This window comes from Pseudoalteromonas umbrosa (assembly GCF_030125375.1).
GTDB lineage: Bacteria > Pseudomonadota > Gammaproteobacteria > Enterobacterales > Alteromonadaceae > Pseudoalteromonas > Pseudoalteromonas umbrosa.
Genome location: NZ_JASJUU010000008.1, coordinates 355838 through 379302 on the forward strand (window position 1 = coordinate 355838; position 23465 = coordinate 379302).

The 23465-nt window shown below is 40.9% G+C and carries 21 protein-coding genes and 3 tRNA genes; 12 read left to right on the forward strand and 12 right to left on the reverse strand.

Features of this window, described 5'->3' with window-relative positions:
• Nucleotides 1–4: 4 nt before the first annotated feature.
• The 6 genes from QNM16_RS22890 to QNM16_RS22915 all read right to left on the reverse strand — a co-directional run bounded on the left by QNM16_RS22890 (nucleotide 5) and on the right by QNM16_RS22915 (nucleotide 6767).
• Nucleotides 5–529 (reverse strand): MotA/TolQ/ExbB proton channel family protein, encoded by a 525-nt coding sequence (locus tag QNM16_RS22890; protein WP_023402251.1) that lies wholly within the window; start codon nucleotides 527–529, stop codon nucleotides 5–7.
• Nucleotides 529–1893, reverse strand: coding sequence for a MotA/TolQ/ExbB proton channel family protein (locus QNM16_RS22895; RefSeq protein WP_284022560.1), 1365 nt, complete (start codon nucleotides 1891–1893; stop codon nucleotides 529–531). The genes QNM16_RS22890 and QNM16_RS22895 overlap by 1 nt, the downstream gene beginning before the upstream one ends.
• 6 nt (nucleotides 1894–1899) lie before the next feature.
• A complete protein-coding gene (locus tag QNM16_RS22900) occupies nucleotides 1900–2670 on the reverse strand; it encodes a DUF3450 domain-containing protein (RefSeq protein WP_063362015.1) in 771 nt (256 codons plus the stop codon).
• Between the two features lie 379 nt (nucleotides 2671–3049).
• Nucleotides 3050–3715 (reverse strand): CatA-like O-acetyltransferase, encoded by a 666-nt coding sequence (locus QNM16_RS22905; RefSeq protein WP_284022561.1) that lies wholly within the window; start codon nucleotides 3713–3715, stop codon nucleotides 3050–3052.
• A gap of 60 nt (nucleotides 3716–3775) precedes the next feature.
• Entirely contained in the window at nucleotides 3776–4816 is a 1041-nt protein-coding gene (locus tag QNM16_RS22910; protein ID WP_237138997.1) for a Leu/Phe/Val dehydrogenase, read from the reverse strand.
• 424 nt (nucleotides 4817–5240) lie between these two features.
• On the reverse strand, nucleotides 5241–6767 hold the full coding sequence (locus QNM16_RS22915) for a fumarate hydratase (RefSeq protein WP_046356382.1): 1527 nt from the start codon (nucleotides 6765–6767) through the stop codon (nucleotides 5241–5243).
• Between the two features lie 236 nt (nucleotides 6768–7003).
• Between QNM16_RS22915 and pabB the strand changes: the two genes are divergently transcribed.
• From pabB to QNM16_RS22930, 3 genes are all read left to right on the forward strand, one after another.
• Complete coding sequence (gene pabB, locus QNM16_RS22920) at nucleotides 7004–8350, forward strand: aminodeoxychorismate synthase component I (protein ID WP_284022562.1); 1347 nt, start codon at nucleotides 7004–7006, stop codon at nucleotides 8348–8350.
• Nucleotides 8347–8904, forward strand: coding sequence for a CoA pyrophosphatase (locus tag QNM16_RS22925; protein ID WP_284022563.1), 558 nt, complete (start codon nucleotides 8347–8349; stop codon nucleotides 8902–8904). Before pabB ends, QNM16_RS22925 begins: the two co-directional genes overlap by 4 nt.
• Nucleotides 8905–9004: 100 nt before the next feature.
• Nucleotides 9005–10381, forward strand: coding sequence for an L-serine ammonia-lyase (locus tag QNM16_RS22930; RefSeq protein WP_284022564.1), 1377 nt, complete (start codon nucleotides 9005–9007; stop codon nucleotides 10379–10381).
• Nucleotides 10382–10438: 57 nt separating this feature from the next.
• On the opposite strand, the gene cysB is transcribed toward QNM16_RS22930, so the two are convergent.
• The gene (gene cysB / locus QNM16_RS22935) at nucleotides 10439–11416 is read right to left on the reverse strand and encodes an HTH-type transcriptional regulator CysB (protein WP_023402261.1); all 978 of its coding nucleotides are present in this window, start codon (nucleotides 11414–11416) and stop codon (nucleotides 10439–10441) included.
• Between the two features lie 279 nt (nucleotides 11417–11695).
• On the opposite strand from cysB, the gene QNM16_RS22940 reads away from it, so the two are divergent.
• Complete coding sequence (locus tag QNM16_RS22940) at nucleotides 11696–12457, forward strand: hypothetical protein (protein WP_237139001.1); 762 nt, start codon at nucleotides 11696–11698, stop codon at nucleotides 12455–12457.
• Here the strand turns inward: QNM16_RS22940 and QNM16_RS22945 are convergent, their stop codons facing one another.
• Nucleotides 12458–13747 carry an NCS2 family permease gene (locus QNM16_RS22945; protein WP_284022565.1) on the reverse strand — a complete coding sequence of 430 codons (1290 nt, stop codon included), beginning with the start codon at nucleotides 13745–13747 and terminating at the stop codon, nucleotides 12458–12460.
• A 119-nt stretch (nucleotides 13748–13866) separates the two neighbouring features.
• Between QNM16_RS22945 and QNM16_RS22950 the strand changes: the two genes are divergently transcribed.
• The 3 genes from QNM16_RS22950 to QNM16_RS22960 all read left to right on the forward strand — a co-directional run bounded on the left by QNM16_RS22950 (nucleotide 13867) and on the right by QNM16_RS22960 (nucleotide 15335).
• The gene (locus tag QNM16_RS22950; RefSeq protein ID WP_237139003.1) at nucleotides 13867–14322 is read left to right on the forward strand and encodes a tetratricopeptide repeat protein; all 456 of its coding nucleotides are present in this window, start codon (nucleotides 13867–13869) and stop codon (nucleotides 14320–14322) included.
• A gap of 113 nt (nucleotides 14323–14435) precedes the next feature.
• Nucleotides 14436–14861 (forward strand): SulA-like leucine-rich domain-containing protein, encoded by a 426-nt coding sequence (locus QNM16_RS22955; protein WP_284022566.1) that lies wholly within the window; start codon nucleotides 14436–14438, stop codon nucleotides 14859–14861.
• Nucleotides 14862–14876: 15 nt separating this feature from the next.
• The gene (locus QNM16_RS22960) at nucleotides 14877–15335 is read left to right on the forward strand and encodes a YchJ family protein (protein WP_284022567.1); all 459 of its coding nucleotides are present in this window, start codon (nucleotides 14877–14879) and stop codon (nucleotides 15333–15335) included.
• Nucleotides 15336–15417: 82 nt separating this feature from the next.
• Here the strand turns inward: QNM16_RS22960 and QNM16_RS22965 are convergent, their stop codons facing one another.
• The gene (locus tag QNM16_RS22965) at nucleotides 15418–15939 is read right to left on the reverse strand and encodes a VC2046/SO_2500 family protein (protein WP_284022568.1); all 522 of its coding nucleotides are present in this window, start codon (nucleotides 15937–15939) and stop codon (nucleotides 15418–15420) included.
• A 112-nt stretch (nucleotides 15940–16051) separates the two neighbouring features.
• On the opposite strand from QNM16_RS22965, the gene QNM16_RS22970 reads away from it, so the two are divergent.
• The 3 genes from QNM16_RS22970 (at nucleotide 16052) to QNM16_RS22980 (ending at nucleotide 16351) form a co-directional block, all read left to right on the forward strand.
• Nucleotides 16052–16136: transfer RNA gene (locus tag QNM16_RS22970), tRNA-Tyr, on the forward strand.
• Nucleotides 16137–16158: 22 nt separating this feature from the next.
• Nucleotides 16159–16243, forward strand: a tRNA-Tyr gene (locus tag QNM16_RS22975).
• 23 nt (nucleotides 16244–16266) lie between these two features.
• Nucleotides 16267–16351 (forward strand) — tRNA-Tyr (locus QNM16_RS22980).
• Nucleotides 16352–16399: 48 nt separating this feature from the next.
• Here QNM16_RS22980 and QNM16_RS22985 read toward each other — a convergent pair.
• Nucleotides 16400–17059, reverse strand: coding sequence for a M48 family metallopeptidase (locus tag QNM16_RS22985; protein WP_284022569.1), 660 nt, complete (start codon nucleotides 17057–17059; stop codon nucleotides 16400–16402).
• A 78-nt stretch (nucleotides 17060–17137) separates the two neighbouring features.
• Here QNM16_RS22985 and QNM16_RS22990 point away from each other — a divergent pair, with 78 nt between their 5' ends.
• Nucleotides 17138–18118, forward strand: coding sequence for an ion channel (locus QNM16_RS22990; protein ID WP_063362030.1), 981 nt, complete (start codon nucleotides 17138–17140; stop codon nucleotides 18116–18118).
• Here the strand turns inward: QNM16_RS22990 and QNM16_RS22995 are convergent, their stop codons facing one another.
• Nucleotides 18119–18754 carry an HD domain-containing protein gene (locus QNM16_RS22995; protein WP_284022570.1) on the reverse strand — a complete coding sequence of 212 codons (636 nt, stop codon included), beginning with the start codon at nucleotides 18752–18754 and terminating at the stop codon, nucleotides 18119–18121.
• 95 nt (nucleotides 18755–18849) lie between these two features.
• Here QNM16_RS22995 and QNM16_RS23000 point away from each other — a divergent pair, with 95 nt between their 5' ends.
• A complete protein-coding gene (locus QNM16_RS23000; protein ID WP_284022571.1) occupies nucleotides 18850–20040 on the forward strand; it encodes a class I SAM-dependent methyltransferase in 1191 nt (396 codons plus the stop codon).
• Nucleotides 20041–20075: 35 nt separating this feature from the next.
• On the opposite strand, the gene QNM16_RS23005 is transcribed toward QNM16_RS23000, so the two are convergent.
• Nucleotides 20076–21938: a S8 family peptidase gene (locus QNM16_RS23005; protein ID WP_284022572.1), complete on the reverse strand. Its 1863-nt coding sequence runs from the start codon at nucleotides 21936–21938 to the stop codon at nucleotides 20076–20078.
• Nucleotides 21939–23465 lie beyond the last annotated feature (1527 nt).

Consider the following 23465-nt stretch of genomic DNA (forward strand, 5'->3'; position numbering starts at 1 on the left):
CTCTCTAGTGATGTGGCAAGCTATCGATTAGTTTTTCTTTAGCCATTTTTGCTCTCGCTTCAAGACGAGTACTAAAGAATACACCTGATAGTGCCGCAACCATTCCAGCCATTGTTGGTATCGTTGCCATTGAAATGCCTGACGCCATCAAACGCGGATTACCTGTACCTTGTGTAGCCATGGTTTCAAATACTGAAATCATACCCGTTACTGTACCTAGTAGACCGATTAATGGACACATTGCAACCAATGTCTTGATAATCAACATACGCTCATCTAATTTTTCAGACGCTTCAGAAACCCATGCTTCACGGATTCTGTGTGCGTACCAAGATGTAGTATCTTGGCGGGCATCCCATTTAGCTACAATCCCCTTATGCATTCTAGGGAATTCAACTAATAGGAACCAATAGCGCTCAATCATTAATACCCACATAAGAAAGAGTGCCATTGCGACAACGAACAGTACGTCGCCGCCTGTAGCAACAAAATCCCTGATAGATTCCCACGTCTCCACCAGGACTAGCATTATGCTTTCTCCTTCTCCGCGTGCGCAGCAACGATACCCGCGCTTTGCTCGTCAAGAATGTGTAGGATTGATTTGCTACGACCTGCAACGATTGCGTGAAGTAGGATTAATGGTAGTGCAGCAATTAGACCAAGTGCTGTAGTAACAAGTGCTAGAGAGATGTTACCTGCCATGATCTTCGGATCACCAGTACCGAATAGTGTGATTGACTCGAACGTCAAGATCATACCAACAACCGTACCTAGTAGACCTAGTAATGGTGCGATAGCTGCAAGGATCTTGATGATGTTGATACCAGCTTCGATGCGAGGCGTTTCACGTAAAATTGCTTCGTCAAGTTTAAGCTCAAGGTTCTCAACGTCTTGATTCTTGTTGTCATGGTAAACTTTCAAGATACGACCAAGTGGATTGTTGTCACTTGGGTTACTAGCATTCTTGATTTGAGATTTGATTTTTGCACCAACAAGCATTAGGTCAACAAAACGTACCAAAGCGATTAGAGCACCTAGTGCTAGTAATGCTGTGATGATGTAACCTACTGTGTCACCTTGGTGCCAACGCTCTTCAACACTTGCTTTTTGCGTGTTTAGACGAAGGATAGCGCCACGAGTTGGATCAACTACGAAAGGAACATAACCAGTTGCAGGTGTGTTCAGTAGATCACCAATTGTAGAAACAACGTTTGAAGCAGGCTGCTTACCTAGAGGTACAATTGCTTTGTTCTCTGCATCGTATACAACATAACCATCTTGAGTGATTAGGTTGAAGTTACCAATACGAGTAACAGACTTAACGTTGATGTCACCGCTTAGCTCAGCTACTTCAGCTTCGAAAGTAGACGTCTTTGCAGATTCAGTCATTTCAGTTTGGAATGCAATCCAAAGGTCTTCTAGTTCACGTGTAGTTGGTAGCTCTTTAGCAGCAGCTAGTGAACGAAGAACTTCTGCACGTCCTGGCTTTTCAGCACTTACGATTGACGCTTCGATTGAACCGATTGCATCTGCAGCTGAACGACGAACAACACCGAACATCTCACCAAGAGTACCTTGAGCATTTACCAACTCAGTCTCTTTCTCAGCAAGTGTAACTTCGTTTTGCTTGAACTGTTTGTTAAGACGCTCACCACGTGCTTTCTCAGCAGCAAGGTCACGCTTAGCTTTGTTCAGAAGAGCTTGCTTATCAGCACGATCAGATAAGAACTCTTGCTCACGAGCTTTGTTAATTTTACCTTCAGAGATACGGTTTTGCTTAACTTGCTCAAGGATCTGATCTAGTGCTTCCGTGTTTGCGTGTGCATTCAACGCGGCACCAGCAGAAACTGTTAATGCTGCAGCAACTGCAAAACCTTTAAATAGTTTCTTCATGTTTTATTACTCCGCGCCGAAAATAGGAAGTTTAACTAGTTCAGGGGCAGCCTGACCACGTGCAATACGGATCATGTCTTTAACAGGCTTAAGGTACTCTTCACCTAGCGATTGCCACTGTTTTGCACTGTTGTCCCATACCCATGCATTCTTTTGATCGAACGACTGAGCAACATATGCAATACGACCTAGACGTGCAAAGTCTACGTTGATGTTCTTACCGTTGATTTCCAGTGAACCTTGAGAAGCAGTCATCGCAGTACCGTAAGCAGTTTCAACTGTGTATGCTTCAAGTACTTGACGGAATTTCTCAGAAGTAGTTACTTTTGCGTTAGAAAGTGTTACGCGTAGTCTTTCAACACGCTCTAAACGCTTTTCTGTATCAAACGGGACGTCCGCTTTGATGAATTGCTCGAGTGTATCAATCATGCGATACATCAAAGGCACAACGTCTTGCTTAGTTTTATCAACTGTTGCGATCTGACGCTCTAAAGACTCAATGTTTGCATTTTGGTCCGCTACCAAACGTGCAACGTGGTCGTTATATACTTTAAGAAGCTCTGTTTCATCTACAGTCGTACGATAATCAGCAATCATGTCGATTGACTGACTGTAAATGTTATCAACTTTTTCTTGAGACTTTTGAGCAGCCTTTTGAGTTTGCTGACCTACTTTCTGTATGTCATTCAAAGGATCTGCCATCACATTGCTGCTTGCAAATGCTGCCGCGCCAAATAACGCTGAAGCTACAAGACTCTTTCTGATTTTAACAGACATAGTTCCCAACCAATTAAGTAATGTTACTTTTATAATTTTTGCACTCTACTAAAGAAGAGTACCCCGGATACCTTTTTAGAAGTATCAACCGTGCAATAATGCTAAATGCATTTGCCCATGTCAACTTCATGTTCAAAACTAATTTTGCATCACCACTTTTAATAAATTGAAATAAAACATTGCATTAACAACAAAACAAAGAAAAAAAACTTAAATCACTTACTTTTCATACACAAAGCAACTTAATTAACAATTTATTACAGTTAAAAATTAACCAAAACCCGCTTGCAAATAAAATTTAAAATGCTGTTTTGGCTTTATAATTCATTGCTTTAGGACAATTTTACAGTAAAAAAGAATTGCATATAACACAATATTATCAACTCTGAAAATTATTTTTACTTAGTAAGTATCCGCATAATGCAATGATCTTAAGAGAAAACTCATTTAAAAACAGTGATAAATGATAACCGTCAACTAAACCATGGTGTACCTCTATCGATACAGGTAAACGATTTTCTTCTATATTAAATTTTCCAAAAACAACCTTAGGTATGCCTAAATTATCCCCTTTATGTCTAGCATGTTTAAATCCAGAGATGTCAAACCAAGGTAAAATAGAAACAAATACCAAATTAGCATCGCCACTGTAAGATAAAAAATCATCACTCAAAAGTGACTTGCTGAGCCCCCGCTGTTTCTTCAGTTTATTTTTTGCGACAAACTCATCAATTGAGTCGGCGTTCTCTAACAAAATAAAACGAAACGTTTTATCCTCTGCTAAAAATGTACTACTTATCGCTACTTTTTCAACATCTACCGGTAACTGATCCACAATCCGAAAGCGCATAAAGTCACAGGATTGAAGGGCTTGACTCAAGCAATAGAGATAACAATCGGTAAAAGAAATATTGGCAGCTTTAGCGTTTGCGTAAAGCGTATGGGTATCAACAGAAGTGACAAGATTGAAATTAGGGTCTTCAAAATGCTGATAGAATTTAAAGTGTTCAGCACGTTCCCACTTAGATAGATCTATTGTTTTCATAGGTTACTGAAATAAAAAAGGGCGTAAAACGCCCTTAATTATAGCTGTAATCTAGTTAGATTATAGCCCATTTTCTATGATTTCTTGCGCAAGCTCATCCGCAATTATATGCGTAGACTTTTGCTCTTCATCAGAACGCTTAAAAATTTCAGCCAAAGTGTCATAGATGCCTTCTACATGTTTTGTAGAAAGTGCTTCATCATAGCCTTCTGGTTTAGTCTCGTAGTATACATTAATAATACCACCAGCATTGATCACATAGTCCGGTGCGTACAGTACACCCTTTTCACGCAGCACATCACCATGTCTTGGCTCTGCTAATTGATTGTTAGCACAACCAGCAATAATGGAAGCTTTTATGCGTGGAATTGTCTCATCATTAATTGTCGCACCCAATGCACAAGGTGCATAAACATCAACATCTAAGTCATAAATCTCATCGATTGCAACCGCAGTTGCGCCAAAGTCATTTACTACACGTGCTACTGATTCTTCATTAATATCAGTAACAAATAACTCTGCACCCGCTTCATGAAGGTATTTACATAACGTATAAGCCACAGCACCAAGGCCTTGAACAGATACTTTTACGCCAGATAAGTCTTGATGGCCAAACTTATGCTGATACGCAGCTTTCACACCTAAGAAAGTACCGAGTGCTGTAAATGGTGATGGGTTACCACTTTTACCCTCTAAACCAAGTACATAGTTTGTTTCCTTATGCATCATCATAACATCGCCAGTTGTGATGTTTACATCTTCTGCAGAGTAGTAGCTACCACCCAACCTTTCTAAATGCTTACCAAATGCTCTAAATAGCGCTTCTGATTTAACTGTTTTTGCATCGCCAATAATGACTGATTTACCACCACCAAATGGCAAACGCGCAACAGCATTTTTATACGTCATACCTTTTGATAAACGTAATACGTCATATACTGCATCTTGATCTTCTGCATAGTCCCAAAGACGACAGCCACCTACTGCGGGGCCCAGTTTAGTACTATGAACCGCGATAATTGCTTTTAAACCCGACTCTTTATCTGAGCAAAATACAACTTGCTCATGGTTATCAAATTCAACTTGGTTAAATACAGCCACTTTGATTATTCTCCGATTTTTGTCTGACATCGTCAGATAGCGCTGAAATTGCGCCTGACTCTACCATTAACCATTTAGGCAATCCAGCAAATGAGATGATCTAAGCTAACATACGCACCGCGGCGCATAAACAAACCACAAAAAATGATATTTTTAATTAATTATTTCGAACACGGTCAAATATGAAACATGTTTAATTAAAAATATCTCTATTTTTTATAGTATCTGTTTACGTAAACGTAAAGCATGATACTCTTGTAAGTATAAATTTACATTTTAGACTTTACAAAAATATTACCTAAAAAAGTTACAAGTAAAAATGCCAACACCTCACCACTTTTTTCTTGACGCAACCACTATTTCAATAAAAAAGAATAAAAAAAAACGGGCCTTCAATAGCCCGTTTTTAGTGACGTATTTTAAATTAGCTTAACTTAGCATCAAGCTCTTCAATTTTTGCTTTCCAAATTGCAGGGCCCTGCGTATGTGCATTTGCACCTTCACTATCCACAGCAACTGTTACTGGCATGTCCTCTACTTCAAACTCATAGATAGCTTCCATACCTAAATCTTCAAATGCAACAACTCGAGACTTCTTAATTGCTTTAGCGACTAAGTATGCCGCACCGCCAACAGCCATTAGATAAACGGCTTTATTCTGCTTAATAGATTCAACAGTTGCAGGACCACGTTCCGCCTTACCTATCATACCAACAAGGCCTGTTTTCTCTAACATCAAGTCGGTAAACTTATCCATACGTGTTGATGTAGTTGGGCCAGCAGGACCTACAACTTCATCACCCACTGCATCAACAGGACCAACGTAATAGATAAACTTGTTGGTAAAGTCCACGCCTTCAGGCAAACCTTCTCCTGAATTAATCATTTCTTGCAGACGCTTATGAGCAGCATCACGACCCGTTAAAATTTTACCGGATAGCAATACAGTTTCACCCATCTTCCAATCCTGGATGTCATCTTTAGTCAACGTGTCTAAGTTCACACGACGCGTGTCTTCGCCCACTTCCCACGTTACTTCTGGCCAATCTTCTAGTTTTGGTGCTTTAAGATCTGCAGGGCCAGATCCATCAAGCGTGAAATGTACGTGACGAGTAGCGGCACAGTTCGGGATCATTACAACAGGCTTTGATGCTGCGTGAGTAGGTGCTGTTTTAATTTTAACATCAACAACTGTCGTCAAACCACCAAGGCCTTGGGCACCAATACCTAATTTGTTTGCTCTTTCAAAAATTTCTAAACGCAGCTTTTCTTCTGCAGTCTCTGCACCGCGCTCTTGAAGGTCATGAATATCCACCGGGTCCATCAAAGACTCTTTTGCCAACACAGCGGCTTTTTCAGCAGTACCACCGATACCAATCCCGATCATGCCAGGCGGACACCAGCCCGCGCCCATTGTCGGTAGTGTCTTTTCAACCCAAGCTGCTACATCATCAGATGGGTTAAGCATCGCCATCTTAGTTTTATTTTCAGAACCGCCCCCTTTAGCAGCAATCATCACTTCAACTTCAGCACCAGGTACCAAGTCTACATGCACAACAGATGGCGTATTGTCTTTGGTATTCTTTCGGCTACCAGCAGGATCCGCAACAATTGAAGCACGAAGTGGATTATCTGGGTTTGTGTATGCACGACGAGTACCTTCGTCTACCATCTGTTGCACTGTTAGATCTGTCTTATCCCACTTAACATCCATACCAACTTTAACGAAACATGTAACAATACCTGTATCCTGACATAGTGGACGCTTGCCTTCTGCCGACATACGCGAATTGATTAATATCTGTGCAATCGCATCTTTTGCAGCCTTGCTCTGTTCATTGTTATAAGCTTTTTCTAATGCTTGAACAAAATCGAGCGGGTGGTAGAAAGAGATATATTGTAATGCATCTTCAATGCTATCAATAAAGTCTTGTTGACGGATAATACTCATGACGGTTCCTTTAGTAACCATTAACTTTATAAATGGTGTGTTCTTACTCAGTCGAAAAATGCTGACCTTACCACTCTAATACTAGTTAATCGCAAAATGATTTTTTTGCCCCCATTTTGCTGAAACTAATCACTTAGTCATTGTGGTTATTGGTTATCACTCCTCGACTCTATAGATTCATTTCTAATTATGATAACCTCCTCGCCCGTTTCGGGCTAGTTTTCAGGGTCAAGTAAATGATAAATGCACAGAATAATTGCATTGCCGTTGACATTTCACTCTCTACAGTTGAAGTTTTCGAGAAAATTTCAATACAAGATCACGCTATTCTTCTAGATTCTAGTGACGCTACACATGAAAATAGTCGCTACGACATCATCAGTTTTGCGCCAGCGCATGTGTTAGAAGCCAAAAATGGACAAGTCTTCTTAGATAACATTGCACAAGACAAAAATGTTTTTGAGATATTGCATCAAGAATTAAAGCAATTATGCCCCAAGCGTACAGAGGCAGTGCCGTTTTGTGGTGGCTGGCTAGGTTACTTTGGCTATGACTTAGGGCGTTACATTGAATCATTGCCTCAGAATGCGATATCAGATATCCCATTGCCAGATACTGTCGTTGGCCTATATCTAGATGCCTTGATTTACGATAACAAACAAAGCCAGTGGTATTATGTATCTCAGCCTCAAGTGGAGCGCCTAAACGACTACCTCCAGCTTATAGAAAAAACGAATACCGTCTCCCACCAATTTGAATTACATAGCAATTGGCAATCCAACATGACTGAGCAGGAGTACCAAGCTAAATTTCAACGCATTCAGGATTATTTACTGAGCGGAGATTGTTACCAAATCAACCTCGCACAACGCTTTAGTGCCAATTACTATGGCTCCCCTTGGGCTGCTTACAAAAAGCTACGGCAACATAATCGCGCGCCCTTCTCTGCTTTTTACAATTTAGGCAACAACGCAGCGATTGTGTCGGTTTCACCAGAACGCTTTATTTCTGTGCGCCAAAAACAAGTAGAAACCAAGCCAATTAAGGGGACTTTACCGCGATTATCAGACGAAAGCTTAGACTCTGAGCAAGCAAAAAAACTACAAAATAGCAGCAAAGACCGTGCAGAAAACGTCATGATCGTAGATCTGTTACGCAACGACCTTGGTAAAGTTGCTGAATCTGGCTCAGTCTCAGTACCCAAGTTATTTGAAATTGAAAGCTTCCCCGCTGTGCATCACCTTGTGAGCACCGTCACAAGTAAATTAGCAAAGGGAAAGAACGCCGTAGACCAACTTGAAGCAGCTTTTCCCGGTGGTTCAATAACCGGAGCTCCAAAAATCAGAGCGATGGAAATTATAGAGGAACTTGAACCTCACCGCCGAAGTGCGTACTGTGGATCTATGGGTTATCTCAGTGCCTGTGGCGATATGGATACATCCATTACGATCCGTACACTAGTTTGTGAAAACAATAAGATACACTGTTGGGCTGGCGGCGGTATTGTCGCTGACTCTAAAGTAGATGCGGAGTATCAAGAAACCTATCATAAGGTCAATAAGATTTTGCCTATATTGCAATGAAGCTTGAACATGTAATAAGCCGTTTTAGACTCGCTCACAGTCCTACTCCCAATAATATCTTACAGGGAGTAGAAAGCGCAGTCTTAGTGCCACTGATTGAGGTTGATAAATGTACACATATTTTACTGTGTAAACGAGATGCCAGCTTAAGGTCTCATCCAAGCCAAATTTGTTTTCCCGGTGGCAAAGCAGAGCTAAGTGATCGCTCCGCTATCGACACCGCCCTACGGGAAACCTACGAGGAAATTAGCTTGTGCAGGAAACATATTACTGCACTTGGTCAATTACCAATTCACAGCACCTTGAGCGGATTTCATATTACACCGGTTGTAGGGAAAGTTCAGGAATATGCAACTTGGGCACAAAGAAGTGACGAAGTAGAGAGTGTATTTACCATTCCTTTAACTGCCCTAATGGACCCCATTCAGTGGCAAAGCTACCCATGCAGATATCGCGGCAAGCCCATTATTATCAAAGGATTCATGACTTCTCATGGGCTTTTATGGGGCGCTACAGCTAGCATTATCAAAAAATTAACTGACACACTTTCTTAATCTTCTTGCATTTGTCAATTTTCCGTTCAATAACGGGTTACTTCTGCAATAATTAACGTTATTATGTGCGCCCGTTCAGAGGCAATGATGAGTAAATTTTATGATTAGTGCATTCGATATGTTCAGCATAGGTATAGGACCTTCGTCTTCTCATACTGTTGGACCAATGCGCGCTTCGCGTCTTTTCGTCAAAGATTTACAAGAAAGTAAGTTAATTGATGATGTCACTTCTGTAAAAGTTGAACTGTTTGGCTCACTTGGACAAACAGGTATTGGCCATGGTTCTGGCAAGGCAGTTATTCTAGGCCTTGCGGGTCACGATCCAGAGACAATAGATGCTGACCTTGTTCCAGAAATCCTAGAAAAAATTGAACAAGAACAAGTTATTTATCTTGATCAGAAACATAAAGCCGACTTCCCAAAACAAGGAGCTGTGGTATTCCATCGTCGTAAGACTCTGCCTAAACATTCCAATGCAATGGAAATTCAGGCTTATAAAGGAGATGACCTGCTTCACAGCCAAATTTATTATTCGATTGGCGGCGGTTTTATTGTAACCGATCAAGATTTTGAAGCCGAAAAGCAAGCTGCACTTGACGTTAGAGAACAAAACCCAGCACCTTATTTATTTGATACAGCAGAAGAGTTACTGCAAATTTGTAAAGACACTGGACTTAGTGTATCGGCCCTGATGATGGCCAATGAAAAAACGCTGCGCAGTGAAAAAGAAATCAAAGCAGAACTATTTAACATTTGGCAAGTAATGAAAGCATGTATTGAGCGAGGTATGCGTACTGAAGGGATACTGCCAGGTGGTCTAAAAGTAAAACGACGAGCACCAAGCCTTTACTTGAAGCTCAATGTTGAAAATAGTAATGACCCACTTCGCGCGATGGATTGGGTAGACTTATTTGCACTTGCGGTAAATGAAGAAAATGCTGCGGGTGGTCGCGTAGTTACGGCACCCACTAACGGTGCGGCAGGCATTTTACCATCAGTACTCATGTATTATCATACGTTTATCAAAGAAGTGGATGAAGAGATTGCAACCAAATACTTACTAACCGCAGCGGCTATCGGTATTCTTTACAAAAAGAACGCTTCAATATCTGGGGCTGAGGTAGGATGCCAAGGTGAGGTAGGCGTCGCCTGCTCTATGGCTGCAGGTGCATTGACTGAAATCATGGGTGGCAATGTTGTACACGTTGAAAATGCCGCAGAAATTGGTATGGAGCATAATCTGGGTTTAACTTGTGATCCTGTTGGTGGGTTAGTTCAAGTGCCCTGTATTGAACGCAATGCTATGGGCGCAGTAAAAGCAATCAATGCTTCAAGACTGGCATTAAGAGGTACAGGCGAACAAAAAGTGTCTCTCGATAAAGTTATCAAAACCATGTTAGATACTGGTAATGATATGAAGACCAAATATAAGGAAACCGCTCGCGGTGGCCTTGCCGTCAATATTATCGAATGCTAATACAAAAAAACCCAACTCACGTTGGGTTTTTTATGCCGCTATCTTACTTATGACTTTTTATTTTACAGGCAATGTCACTTTTGCAAACAGAGCATCAACATCATCTTGATTTCTCATAAGGCTTGCTTTTTCTACCACATCTTTTGTTAGGTGAGGCGCAAAACGCTCAATGAAATCATACATGTAGCCACGTAAAAAACTTCCTTTTCTAAACCCGATTTTTGTGGTGCTCGCTTCAAATAAGTGACTAGCATCTATACAGACTAAATCTTTATCAGCAATATCATCTACAGCCATTGTTGCCAAGACACCTACGCCTAAGCCCAGTCTTACGTATGTCTTAATGACATCAGCATCTGTTGCTGTAAATACAATATGAGGCTCTAAACCATGTGCGTTAAACGCCTTATCCAGTTCTGAACGACCTGTAAAGCCAAACACATAAGTGATCAGCGGATATTTAGCTACATCCTGTACCGTAATGTTTTTACCGAGTTGCGCTAGAGGATGGTCTTTCGTTACCACAATACTTCGATTCCAGTGGTAACAAGGAAGCATTATCAAGTCTCCATATAAATGTAGTGCTTCTGTTGCAATCGCAAAGTCAGCATCGCCTCTTGCTGCAGCATCCGAAATCTGTTGCGGTGTACCTTGGTGCATATGCAATGATACAGCAGGGTATTTTTGCATGAACCCTTGAATAACTGGCGGAAGTGCGTATCTGGCCTGCGTATGGGTCGTCGCAATATTCAACTTACCTTGATCTGGCAAAGTGTGCTCATTGGCAACTGCTTTTATACCCTCTACCTTTGAAAGGATCTCTCTGGCAATATTAATAATTTCATTACCAGCACTGGTGACATGCGTGAGGTGCTTACCACTACGACCAAAAATCTGCACACCTAATTCATCTTCTAGCATTCGTACTTGTTTTGAAATACCTGGCTGAGAGGTATACAGGCTCTCGGCAGTGGCAGATACATTCAAATTATGATTGAGTACTTCTACTATGTATTTCAATTGTTGTAATTTCATAACATTGTTTATTTTTTTAGTTGTTATCCAATAAGTGACTAGGTTTACGCTGAGCGCTGAGTCGGATCTTTTGTAAGACTAGCATAGTTATTGTTTGCCTGATAGTAATTGTAACATTTACGCAATCATATAAGAAAAACGAATTAGAAACGTCTATACTGAAAAATGGTGTATTTAAAATCATTTACATACACCTTGTTATTAAAACTATCCAATATACAATTGTTTGATGTAATATAAAAAATTATCGCCTTGGGTAGTTTTCGTAGAGAATCGGGTATGTTTGTTTACATAATAGTATTGTTGATTGTTGCTTTGGTTATAATTGCAGTGTGGGTTAGTGCAATTCAACAACACAAAGAAAAACAAGAAGCAGAAAGACGTAAAGAGCTCGCAAAGCAAAAGCGGATCATTGAAGAATCCGAGGATGTTCTAGTAAATAGTTCGAATATACCTATGTCCAGTGAAATGCTCCGGGTGATCCAAAAAAGAGTGCATAATGCCCTAGCCACTATGGTTGAGCTTTCCCCTACTTCACGAGAGTTGAAAAACCGTCTGCATGAGTCTACTGAGCGAATGAACTCAGAGCCCGCCAATCTCAGCGACAGTGATAACGTCGCTTTACCTGATAACGACAAACAGCTAATTGCACTTGTGCAAGGTATAAAAAAGCTTCGTCAACTCCTTCGTTCAGAGCACAGTAAAGGCAAAGTTGATACGCAAGTTTTCGTCAAAGAAGACCGCCGCCTGGAAAAAATTCAATTAAGGATCAATGTAGAAAGCCAAATCAAACGAGGGCTCTCTGCAAAAACAGCCAATATGGTTGGTTCTGCTAGACAATACTTTGAAAAAGCTTATGCAACCATTATGGCAGTGACTTACAGCGACGAATATGTAACAGAAAAAAAGAACCAGTTAGAAGGTTATCTCAATGAGATCAGTACTGAGCTCAAAGCGTCTAATGCTTCAGCTGTGAAGAAAAAAGCAGAAAAAGAAAAGGACGACTTGGACGTCCTTTTCGCACCGAAAAAGAAATGGTGATCAGCTTAGTGCAAATTTAACGATAAATAATATTGTCAGTACCCAAACACTAATAGATATTTCTTCCTTTTTATTGCATGCAAGCTTCACAGCGGTGTATGCAATAAAGCCTAAGGCAATGCCATGCGCAATTGAAAAGGTGAGCGGTGTCATCAATAGTACAACGCTCACGGGAATTGCATCAGTCATATCATCCCAGTTCACCAACTTTAGATTTTGCAGCATTAATACAGATACGTACAGAATTGCTCCTGCCGTTGCATAAGCTGGTACCATTTTAGCCAATGGTGCAAAAAACATCATTAATAAGAAGCAGAACCCTACTACGACCGCAGTCAAACCAGTACGTCCACCAACAGAAACCCCTGAAACAGATTCAATATAAGACGTTGTCGTTGACGTACCTAAGAAAGAGCCTGCTACTGTGGCTGAACTGTCTGCAGACAAGGCACGTCCTAATCGAGGCATATTGCCTTTGTCATCTGCGATACCCGCTTTTTGTGTCACTGCAACCAAGGTTCCACTCGTATCAAAGAGATCAACAAATAAGAATGCAAAGACCACACTTAGCATTGAGATTTCCAAAGCCCCGGCAATATCTAATTGGCCAAGTGTTGGCTCAATGCTAGGAGGAGTAGACACTATGCCTTGATACTCAACTAAACCGAGTCCCCAAGCAATTACAGTTACCAACAAAATGCTGATCAACACCCCACTTTTCCACTCTCTATACATCAATGCGGTGATCACAAACAAACTAAAAATCGCCAATAAAGGACCTGGACTGGTGATGTCACCTAACTGAACAAGCGTTGCTGGACTTGCGACAATAATACCCGCATTTTTAAGCGCGATGAGTGCCAAGAATGCACCAATACCTGTTGCGATTGCTCGCTTTAGCACAACTGGAATTGCCTGTATAACCCACTCTCTGACTTTAAAGAGGCTTAATAGTAAAAATAGACACCCAGATAAGAACACAGCTCCCAACGCAGTTTGCCAGCTATGACCCATACCAAGTACAACACCATAAGTAAAAAATGCGTTTAAGCCCATACCTGGCGCTAAAGCAAGCGGATAATTAGCAACAAACCCCATGATGAAACAACCAATTGCTGCAGCCAAGCAGGTAGCAACAAATGCTGCTCCATGATCTATCCCGGCCTCTGCGAGCATTGCTGGATTAACAAATACAATATAAACCATGGTGATAAACGTAGTGAGTCCCGCTACAACTTCAGTTTTTACATCCGTGTGTAACGCCTTAAGCGAAAATAATTTTTCTAGCATGTCTTTGTATTTTAAATGGAAACGAGGTCGGCGATTTTACCACAAATCATCACCATAAACGGACAAATAAAGCAAAAATCAGCTACAATGAAGACTAAGTTGTAATAAGTGAAGTGAGTATGAAAAGCAATCAATCGACAAAAGCGCATGGTGGTGACCTAGAGCAACAATTACTCAATGTGCTCGAGTTTGTGACGCAAGAGCCCGATCCGAAACACAGCTGGCCAAAACAGCAGGATCCCGAACAAGCTTACAAGAAAGGCCTTTATTACATCAAAGAAAAGCAATACCCACTAGCCGCAAAGTGGATGAGGTTAGCAGCCATGTCTGGTGATAACAAAGCACAGTTTTATTTAGGGCTACTATTTATCAAAGGGCAAGGAGTACCAAAAAGTGCTTTTCATGGCGTTGCTTGGTTGAGCCTAGCCCAAAGTCAAGGTAATAGCGCGGCACAAAGCACATTAAACGAAGTTCGGCCACACCTAACTACTAAGCGCTACATTGATGCACAATGTTATGCCGCTACTTTGTTTGAGCAAATTCATCAGCAAATGCATTTTGGTTCAAATAATTAATTAACAACCGAGTTTCGAACAATAAAAGTACAAAAAAACACCAAACAATACTTGATTAATACCACTGTATGAAATACTGTATATATACTGTATAGATAATCAGTGGTCTAATCATGTTGCACATATCAGCAAATTTAAATACGTATTCAGAAAACGTTAATCACTATCAAAGTTTTAATGTCTTGGATGCAATTGACGAGCAAAGCATCAATGATATGCTCTTACAAATTTTATACCGTTGTAATTCAAAAGCAGGTTGGACTTTACTCATAGCGCCTAACCATGTGCTTAATAAATCTATGCTAGATAGCTATGACATAGATGCGAACAAGTTACTGGTGCTTAAACAAAGGGATCTGATAAACTTAGAGCATACTCTGGATAGCGCTTTGTCTAATGGTAATTTTGCTGCGGTCATCACATGGCCAGGGATCCTATCGCATAAGCAAATTGAGCATAGAAGTCTTAGTAAATCTAAAACGACACTATATTGCTTCAAAAATTCAGCTAAATTGCCATTATCAAAGTTTGCACACTAATTATGTAGGTCACTTATGTGTTTTTGTGGTAACACACAAACTTTTGAGCAATGTTGTCAGCCTTTTATTACTGGGGTAGCAACCCCCAAAACAGCAGAGCAATTGATGCGCTCTCGCTTCAGTGCGTACTGCACACACGCTGGAGAGTATATTTTAAAAACATATGCTTCCAAAACGCGCACTGAACATACCGTTGAGGACATTTTATTATTTGCCAAACAAGTTGATTTCGTTCACTTAGATGTTATTCAAACAGAGCAAGATGAACAGTATCAATATGTTGAGTTTAAAGCTGCATATATTGAAGGCGCTGTATTGAGCGCACTACATGAACGCTCGCGGTTTATTCAAGAAAATGGCGCTTGGCTATATCTTGATGGTGAACTATATCCAACCGATAGTAAAAAAGTAAGCCGCAACGATCCTTGTCCGTGCTTAAGTGGGAAAAAGTTTAAAAAGTGTCACGGCAAATAATAATACGCTTACGCTTCCTGTGGCTTAGTCAAAATACTAATGCCACACAAAACACGACAATGCTTCAAACTTCTATTGCTTGTTAAACAGCAACATTTAACTGAGATTGCATCTCTCCACTTGCAATCTGATCATAAAAAGCAGCGGCATCCATCTCTTTTTCTTGAATATCAATTTCTGGGTTTTTCTGACGATATAATTTTGCTCTGACAGCAGGTTCCAAATTTTCGATTACATTTAGAGGTATGTGTGCTTTATCATCGCGAATATGAAATGGCTCAGGATCTAAGCATTCGTTTAATTTTATATCTTCGAGACCACCATCTTTTACAAAATAACGGTTGTACTGTCCGATTAAAAAATCAAATTCATCCGGCGCTAATGGCTGTTTGGGACCAACTTGCAGTTCTTTGCGAAGTGCTTCTTCAGATTTATCAGCTTCATCCAATGCACTACGCGGTAAATCAAATTGACTAAAATCCAATGCATCTTGAGAAAGTGCGCTTAGCAATAGTGCAAAGTCACCTCTTCTTGATTCATGAACACTCAAACTCAATGCATTACCTAATTGAGCTTCCTTGAGTAACAATTGTTCTATCTGCATGGATTTTCGCCAAAAAATATTAATTCTGAAAATTTATCGGCATTTTTTAAAAAAACTTTAGGACATTTCTTTACTTCGTCAAAAACTTTGTTATTATCAGCGCCGTTGTTGAGGAGGGGTTCCCGAGCGGCCAAAGGGATCAGACTGTAAATCTGACGGCTCAGCCTTCGCTGGTTCGAATCCAGCTCCCTCCACCATCAACGACAACAAAGTACAATTGGAGGGGTTCCCGAGCGGCCAAAGGGATCAGACTGTAAATCTGACGGCTCAGCCTTCGCTGGTTCGAATCCAGCTCCCTCCACCACTTTGTACTTGAAAATCTGTTATGGAGGGGTTCCCGAGCGGCCAAAGGGATCAGACTGTAAATCTGACGGCTCAGCCTTCGCTGGTTCGAATCCAGCTCCCTCCACCACTTTCTTTTTCTTCATTTTATTTTCAATTAATACTTTTCATCATTTTATTAAATGTGACGCATTTCATTTTTTAAATAATACTTTGCTTTTTCAAACTCAGGGAAAAAACGCGCTACTATTTGCCAAAACGCATGGTTGTGTGCCATCACATAATAATGTGCTAGCTCATGCACTATCACATAATCGATCACCCATTTTGGCGCGCCAAGCAAAGCACTATTAAAAGCCAATACACCTTTACTTGATAAACTCCCCCAACGACGTTTATAAAAGCGTACTTTAAGTACCTTGTATTTGGAACCCATGCAGGATTGAAAATAAGGTAAACGCCCTTGTAGGTAATTCGTCAATTCAACTTGAAAGAGCTGGTTAAGCTCAACAATGTGACTATCTTTACTCCCTTCGCTAAATGCCGTCAAATAAATACTTTTATTAGCGTGATCAATAAAGTGAGACTCTGAATCAAAAATCAATTTATAAGACTCGCCATAGACATTAACAGATTTTAACGGTTCAAGGCCCTGCTCTGTTTTTTTAGCGACTATATCTAGCTTTTTCTCAACCCACTCCTGCTTTGTTTCTAACCATGCATTTAGCCACTTGTGACAAATACCATGAGGGGCATAAACAACAACGCCTTGAGGTTTAACAGTAATAGCGACCGTTTTTCTGCGGCGGCTTAATTTGAGTTGGTAATTGAAATTCATAGTAAATTTATTGCTTTTTCATATATCAATCTAAATTGCTGCTAACCTTTATACTTATTACGGAAAAAACAGGCTGCCATGAATAGCAAACCTAAATGTCAGTACACGTCACCTGATGGACACAAATGCCAAGAAATAGACATGGGGTCAGGGTATTGTTTTTGGCATGACGCTAAGTTCGATAAAAGTGGATTAGAGCTATCTCATAAACTCGAACGTTATGCCAAAAAAGGAGGGCTACTGCAAGGCCTTGAGCTAAAGCGAGCCAATTTAGAAGGATTGAACCTTGTTAAATTCAATGACCACAATGGCTATGACCTCTCTTACAGTAACTTTTACCGCGCTAACTTGCATGGCGCTCACCTGTTTAATAGTACGATCCGTAATGCCTCGCTCATGAAGGCAGATTTAAGAGATGCAAACTTACACTGCTGTAAGATCGAAAATACCAATATATTAGGTGTAAAACTCAATGCAACCAGAATAGATAACTTGGTACTCGGAGACAAACTTCTGCAAGAAAGCCAAGCGATTGAAGCAGCAAAGCAAAAAAAGACCGATGACGCGCAAGATTTATACTTGCAGAGTGAAGAAATTTATCGCCTTCTCAGAAAAGGAGCAGAACAACAGGGGTTGTTCGAAATGGCTGGAAAGTACACTTACAGTGAACTTCGCATGCGCCATGCACAATATCCAAAATATTCAAAAAAGCGACTCGTTTCAAGTTTTATAGATATGTTATGCGGCTATGGAGAAAAGCCAGAAAATGTCATCCGCTTTAGCCTTGGCATGATTTTACTCTGTGCACTGTGCTATTTTATGCTTGGTATAAACTACAATGGCGACGTCATCCAGTTTGCCGCCAATGCGCCTCTAAAGCAAAATTTACACTCCATGCTCAATTGCTTTTATTTTAGCGTCGTAACTTTTACAACCTTAGGCTATGGCGATATTACTCCCGTCGGGATCACCCGGCTCATCGCCACCATAGAAGCATTTATTGGCAGCTTTTCTCTTGCATTGTTCGTCGTGGTCTTCGTCAAGAGAATGACGAGGTAATCATGCTTCGTTAGATATTTCCCGCCCTAATTCATCTAAGAATAAGCGCATGAACTCAGTGCGCTTTTTCGCTTCCTTTTGTGCCGCCTGCGTGTGCATTTGTGACTCTATATGCAGTAGCTTTACAAAAAAGTGATCTATGGTGTAGTTTTTATCATTAGGCTCTCGAGTGCGACAGAATGGATCTTCAGTATGGTAAAGATGTCTGGCAATTGCGCCACCTACTTTCATACAACGACTGACACCAATTGCACCAAGTGCATCCATGCGGTCCGCATCCTGTACTATTTTGGCTTCCAATGTCGTCGGGGTCACGTTAGCACTGAAGCTATGAGCCACTATGGCATGGTGGATCCCTTCCAGCTTATCCTGCGGATAACCTATTTCTATTAAAAATCGCTCAGCTTTATCCGCTGCCATTTTCGAAGCGAGTGCTCTGTCTGGATGATTTTTTGCAACAGCAACGCAGTCATGTAACCAAGCGGCAGGTATAACAATATCTAAGTCCGCACTTTCTGCTATCGCAAGCTGTTTTGCAGTTTTAACCACCCGTTGTATGTGAGAAAGGTCATGCGCGGTATCGGCAAAAGGCGTATCGAGCATAAACTCCTTAAATGCTTCTTCAAACTGTTTCATATTTTCCATCATTTTTACGTAAACCTTATGCTTTAGATTGTATGTTGGAACCCCCTTCACTAAAATGACAGGATTCTACTTAGTAAGGAATTTATATGTCTTGCGCGCTGTATTTACAACCCGGCCGAGAAAAATCTCTTAAAAGAAAACACCCTTGGATATTCTCTAAAGCAATTAAAAAAATCAAAGGTAAGCCAGGACTGGGCGATATTGTTAAAATATACAGTCACGATGGTCAATACTTGGCAACAGCGGCGTACAGCCCGAGCTCTCAGATCAGAGCAAGGATCTGGAGTTTTGATGAAAACGAACAAATTGATCAAGCTTTCTTTAAGCGTCGTTTGGCCCGTGCCTTTGCAGTCAGAGAATATGCGATCTCAGAAGGTGGGCTAACTGGTTTTAGGCTCTCTGCTGCAGAGTCTGATGGCTTGCCGGGAATTACCATTGATAAGTTTGATAACTACCTTGTGTGTCAATTGTTAAGCGCAGGTGCAGAACGCCACAAAGGTGAAATTGTTGCCGCATTACGTGAGCTGTTCCCAGATTGCCATGTATATGAGCGTTCAGACGTTGATGTTCGCAAAAAAGAAGGCCTAGAGAAAATCTCAGGTGTATTGCATGGTGACGCACCAACAGAACCTGTAATCATTGAGGAAAACGGCTTAAAATTAGAAGTTGATATTATTGGCGGTCATAAAACTGGGTTTTATCTAGACCAAAGAGACAGCCGTGCCGCATTGGAGCGTTTTTCAAAAGGAAAAAGTGTTCTAAACTGTTTTTGCTACACTGGCACATTCAGCTTATATGCACTTAGAGGCGGATGTGATGAAGTCATCAATGTCGATGTATCTCAACCCGCTTTAGATACTGCAAAAAGAAATGTCGAGCATAATAATTTAGATTTGAGCAAAGTCGATTTTGTCAAAAAAGATGTCTTCAAGTTACTTCGTGAATACCGAGACGAAGGGCGTAAATTTGATACCATCGTCATGGATCCACCTAAGTTTGCAGAAAGCAAAGCCCAGTTAACAGGTGCATGTCGAGGCTACAAGGATATTAATATGCTTGCAATGCAACTATTAAAGCCAGGTGGTACTTTACTGACTTTCTCATGTTCAGGGTTAATGGATCAAAACCTATTCCAAAAAGTCGTCGCAGATGCAGCGCTGGATGCAGGTAAAGACCTGATGATAATGGAGAGACTAAATCAAGCAGCTGATCACCCGATTGCAGGCTTCTACCCTGAAGGGTTTTATCTTAAGGGCCTTATCTGTAAAGTATATTAAAATAAAGGGAGCTTCGGCTCCCTTTATTTTCTCACTTAGAAGCTACCTGTTAAAGTAACTCCTGAATACGCATTATAGCCACGTAACATAATGTGGTAAGTCGCATCTGCACCAGAATTAGTCAAGCTGCAAGTTTCCGAGTTACCACTGCGATATGGTCTACAGTCGTAAGTGCTAGTTGTCGGTGCCGCTCCCTTTCTAACATATAAATCCGCATCACCAGAGCCACCTGATATTTGTACACTTAATGTCGCGTTAGCTGGTACATCTATTGTATAGGCAACTTCACTGCCAGATGCGCCTGAAATGTTTGTAACAGGGACTCCATTGCTTAAGCAGTTATCACCACAACCGCCACTACCTGAAGTGCTTGCTACTAAGCTCGCTCCAGAGTAGGCACTATAACCATGCAACATAATATACCAGTCACCCGCTGCTGGGTTATTGAAAGTACAAACTTCATCGTTGCCATTTTTATATGGACGACAAGAGTAACTGCTTTGAGTTGGTTGTTGGCCTTGTTGAACGTAAAGATCGGCATCCCCTGTACCACCAGATAGCTTAACTGTTAATGTTGCTTTGCCTGCTGGTACCTTAAATACATAGTTTGACTCTTCTCCTGCAGCGCCGCTAGCACTGACAGCTACACCATCATCTAATTCTGGTAATGTCGGTGGTGGAGGTGGTGGCGTTGAGTCAGCTAATGCAAATAACAGCTCATTTGGAGAACCAGACTTGGCATCACTCACTTTGTTCTTGGAACTGCGAGAACTTAATAGCGTATCAATCTGGCTTGGAGTAAGAGATGGATTTTCATCAAGGTATAGTGCAACCACCCCAGCAACATGAGGCGCTGCCATTGATGTACCGCTGATTGTATTTGTCGCAGAGTCTGAGTTGTACCATGCTGACTTAATGCTTGAACCTGGCGCATAAATATCTAGACAATTACCATAGTTTGAGAAACTTGAACGCGCATCTGAACTGGTAGTAGAACCTACAGTCACAGCATCAGCAGCCCTAGCAGGAGAGTAATTACACGCACTGCTGTTATCGTTACCCGCAGCTACAACAAATGTTACACCTGATGCTACTGCTGCATTTACCGCATCATCAACTGCTTGTGATACACCACCACCTAAACTCATATTGGCAACAGAAGGGCCTGATGCATTATTCTTAACCCAGTTGATACCAGAAATAACGCCTGAATACGAGCCTGAACCATTACATCCTAAAACACGAACACCCACTACGTTGACATTTTTAGCAACGCCATAAGCACCGCCACCAATTGTGCCCGCCACGTGCGTACCATGGCCATTACAATCGCTTGAGTCGGCGTCATTATCTACAAAGTCATAACCGTGACTTGCACGTCCACCAAACTCAGCATGTGTAACACGTACACCCGTATCAATTACATAAGCTGTTACGCCACTACCGTCGAAGTCATAATGATAGTTACTATTTAGCGGCAGATCTCTTTGATCAACTCTATCTAAACCCCAAATTGCGTTACCTTGATCTGCATTCGCATCAACCATAGGCGTCACTGTGACGATTTGGTCTTGCTCAATGTAGTCGATGCTAGGATTGCTCAACAGTTCTTTTACTTGTTTCTTTGACGCATTAACCACAACCCCATTTAAAACACCTTCGAATTGCTTGGATACTTGCACATTATGCTTTGTTGTTAACGCTCTCGCTTGATCAGCGGCGTAGCTTGCAATTGCATCACTACTTGCTGCATTCATAACTGTAGGTGTTTTAAAGACTACGATATACTGATCTTCAATCGCACTAGTTTGGTCAACAGTCATTAGCTGAGCTTGCGCTAAACAGCTTCCTGAAAGACCTGCCAAGACCGCAAATGCTAGTGTGTTTAATTTACGCATACTTGTTCCTTTATTATGTCATTTGGTTAATTTCCAATCAAAATGTAGCTCAAATGTAGAAATAATAAACAATATTTTTAACTAAAAATTAACTAAAAAAACAACAGTTTGTAAGCATAAATTTACAATAGAAAGTTTTATTCATTAATTTCAATTCTTAAACAAACTTAATTCAAGTTGAGTGGTTGATGCGACTAAAACACAATAAAGAAGTCAAAAAATTTATGAGTTTAAGGAGGTATTTCAGATAGTTAAGATATTTCATAGATGTGAGAACATGGAATTTATATCCTTATAATTTATAGCAATATTGCAAAAAATTTATGCCATGTCTAAGTTAGATACATTTCAAATTATATCTCGATGATTTAATCTCATATTGAGTTTGTTGATTTATTCTAATTACAGAAGAATAATGCGTACCCATAAGCATGTTGGATTCAAATTTGACCTACAGACAGAAGCTTTTCAAAAAAAGTCTGGCATTTATTTATTTCCTTAAAGCAATTTGCTTCATTTCGCTAATATACCTGTTAACTCAATATGACTAGCTCGTCGTATTTGAATAGAAATAATGTCTTTTAATAGCAACCTATTCACCATTAACCACAAAAACAACATCATTAGTAGTAGAGCAAACAACTTTGAAAGCAGCGAGCCATTGGGTATTTTATCGTTGGTTAAAGCCAATTGCCGCTTTACCTTACACTATCGTGCGAAAAGCGCGAAGCGCTGACATTCTTTTCGTGAAAAAGGCTAGCGACAGTGAACGGAGTGAATCCGCTCTTTTTACGTAAGTGAAACAAGCAGTTTTAACGAGAGGTAATCAATACACCGCTATAAACGCAGCAACCAACTCAAAATAAGCAAAGCATGGTTCCTGAAACGATATATGGTGCAAAAGGTTAGCGACAGCAAACGCAGTGAGTACGCTCTTTTTGCGCAAGGTGAATATCGTGCAAAAGGCTAGCGACAGCGAACGAAGTGAGAGCGCTCTTTTTGCGCAAGGTGAAATGAGCCGTTTTAACCGCTGCTGAGGGACTATATTTAAAAGGAGTAAAGGGCAAAACCTGTGAAGGTTGCTCCCCTTCACCTTGCGCTATCGTGCAAAAGGTTAGCGACAACGAACGCAGTGAGTACGCTCTTTTTGTGCAAGGTGAAATGAGCCGCTTTAATCGCTGCTAAGGGACTTAAACGCAAAAAAGCCCGACTCTTTCGAATCGGGCTTTCTCTTATTTGGCGCTTTTGGTGCGCTACGCAGTAGAATGTCCTACTTTCACATGGGAAAGACTCGCCGTCCGCCCCACACACTATCATCGGCGCTATCGTGCAAAAGGTTAGCGACAGCGAACGCAGTGAGTACGCTCTTTTTGTGCAAGGTGAAATGAGCTATTTTAGTTGTTGCCAAGGGACTTAAACGCAAAAAAGCCCGACTCTTTCGAATCGGGCTTTCTTTTATTTGGCGCTTGGCAATGTCCTACTTTCACATGGGAAACCCCACACTATCATCGGCGCTATTTCGTTTCA

What these genes read in the sequence shown, in the direction of transcription:
- QNM16_RS22965 (WP_284022568.1), bottom strand. Translation starts at nt 15,939, where the DNA reads ATGCAGATAGAACAATTGTTACTCAAGGAAGCTCAATTAGGTAATGCA.
- QNM16_RS22915 (WP_046356382.1), bottom strand. Translation starts at nt 6,767, where the DNA reads ATGAGTATTATCCGTCAACAAGACTTTATTGATAGCATTGAAGATGCA.
- QNM16_RS22950 (WP_237139003.1), top strand. Translation starts at nt 13,867, where the DNA reads ATGAAAAGCAATCAATCGACAAAAGCGCATGGTGGTGACCTAGAGCAA.
- QNM16_RS23005 (WP_284022572.1), bottom strand. Translation starts at nt 21,938, where the DNA reads ATGCGTAAATTAAACACACTAGCATTTGCGGTCTTGGCAGGTCTTTCA.
- QNM16_RS22930 (WP_284022564.1), top strand. Translation starts at nt 9,005, where the DNA reads ATGATTAGTGCATTCGATATGTTCAGCATAGGTATAGGACCTTCGTCT.
- QNM16_RS22895 (WP_284022560.1), bottom strand. Translation starts at nt 1,893, where the DNA reads ATGAAGAAACTATTTAAAGGTTTTGCAGTTGCTGCAGCATTAACAGTT.
- QNM16_RS22955 (WP_284022566.1), top strand. Translation starts at nt 14,436, where the DNA reads ATGTTGCACATATCAGCAAATTTAAATACGTATTCAGAAAACGTTAAT.
- QNM16_RS22960 (WP_284022567.1), top strand. Translation starts at nt 14,877, where the DNA reads ATGTGTTTTTGTGGTAACACACAAACTTTTGAGCAATGTTGTCAGCCT.
- QNM16_RS23000 (WP_284022571.1), top strand. Translation starts at nt 18,850, where the DNA reads ATGTCTTGCGCGCTGTATTTACAACCCGGCCGAGAAAAATCTCTTAAA.
- QNM16_RS22905 (WP_284022561.1), bottom strand. Translation starts at nt 3,715, where the DNA reads ATGAAAACAATAGATCTATCTAAGTGGGAACGTGCTGAACACTTTAAA.
- QNM16_RS22900 (WP_063362015.1), bottom strand. Translation starts at nt 2,670, where the DNA reads ATGTCTGTTAAAATCAGAAAGAGTCTTGTAGCTTCAGCGTTATTTGGC.
- QNM16_RS22890 (WP_023402251.1), bottom strand. Translation starts at nt 529, where the DNA reads ATGCTAGTCCTGGTGGAGACGTGGGAATCTATCAGGGATTTTGTTGCT.
- QNM16_RS22925 (WP_284022563.1), top strand. Translation starts at nt 8,347, where the DNA reads ATGAAGCTTGAACATGTAATAAGCCGTTTTAGACTCGCTCACAGTCCT.
- QNM16_RS22985 (WP_284022569.1), bottom strand. Translation starts at nt 17,059, where the DNA reads ATGAATTTCAATTACCAACTCAAATTAAGCCGCCGCAGAAAAACGGTC.
- QNM16_RS22990 (WP_063362030.1), top strand. Translation starts at nt 17,138, where the DNA reads ATGAATAGCAAACCTAAATGTCAGTACACGTCACCTGATGGACACAAA.
- pabB (WP_284022562.1), top strand. Translation starts at nt 7,004, where the DNA reads ATGATAAATGCACAGAATAATTGCATTGCCGTTGACATTTCACTCTCT.
- cysB (WP_023402261.1), bottom strand. Translation starts at nt 11,416, where the DNA reads ATGAAATTACAACAATTGAAATACATAGTAGAAGTACTCAATCATAAT.
- QNM16_RS22995 (WP_284022570.1), bottom strand. Translation starts at nt 18,754, where the DNA reads ATGAAACAGTTTGAAGAAGCATTTAAGGAGTTTATGCTCGATACGCCT.
- QNM16_RS22940 (WP_237139001.1), top strand. Translation starts at nt 11,696, where the DNA reads ATGTTTGTTTACATAATAGTATTGTTGATTGTTGCTTTGGTTATAATT.
- QNM16_RS22945 (WP_284022565.1), bottom strand. Translation starts at nt 13,747, where the DNA reads ATGCTAGAAAAATTATTTTCGCTTAAGGCGTTACACACGGATGTAAAA.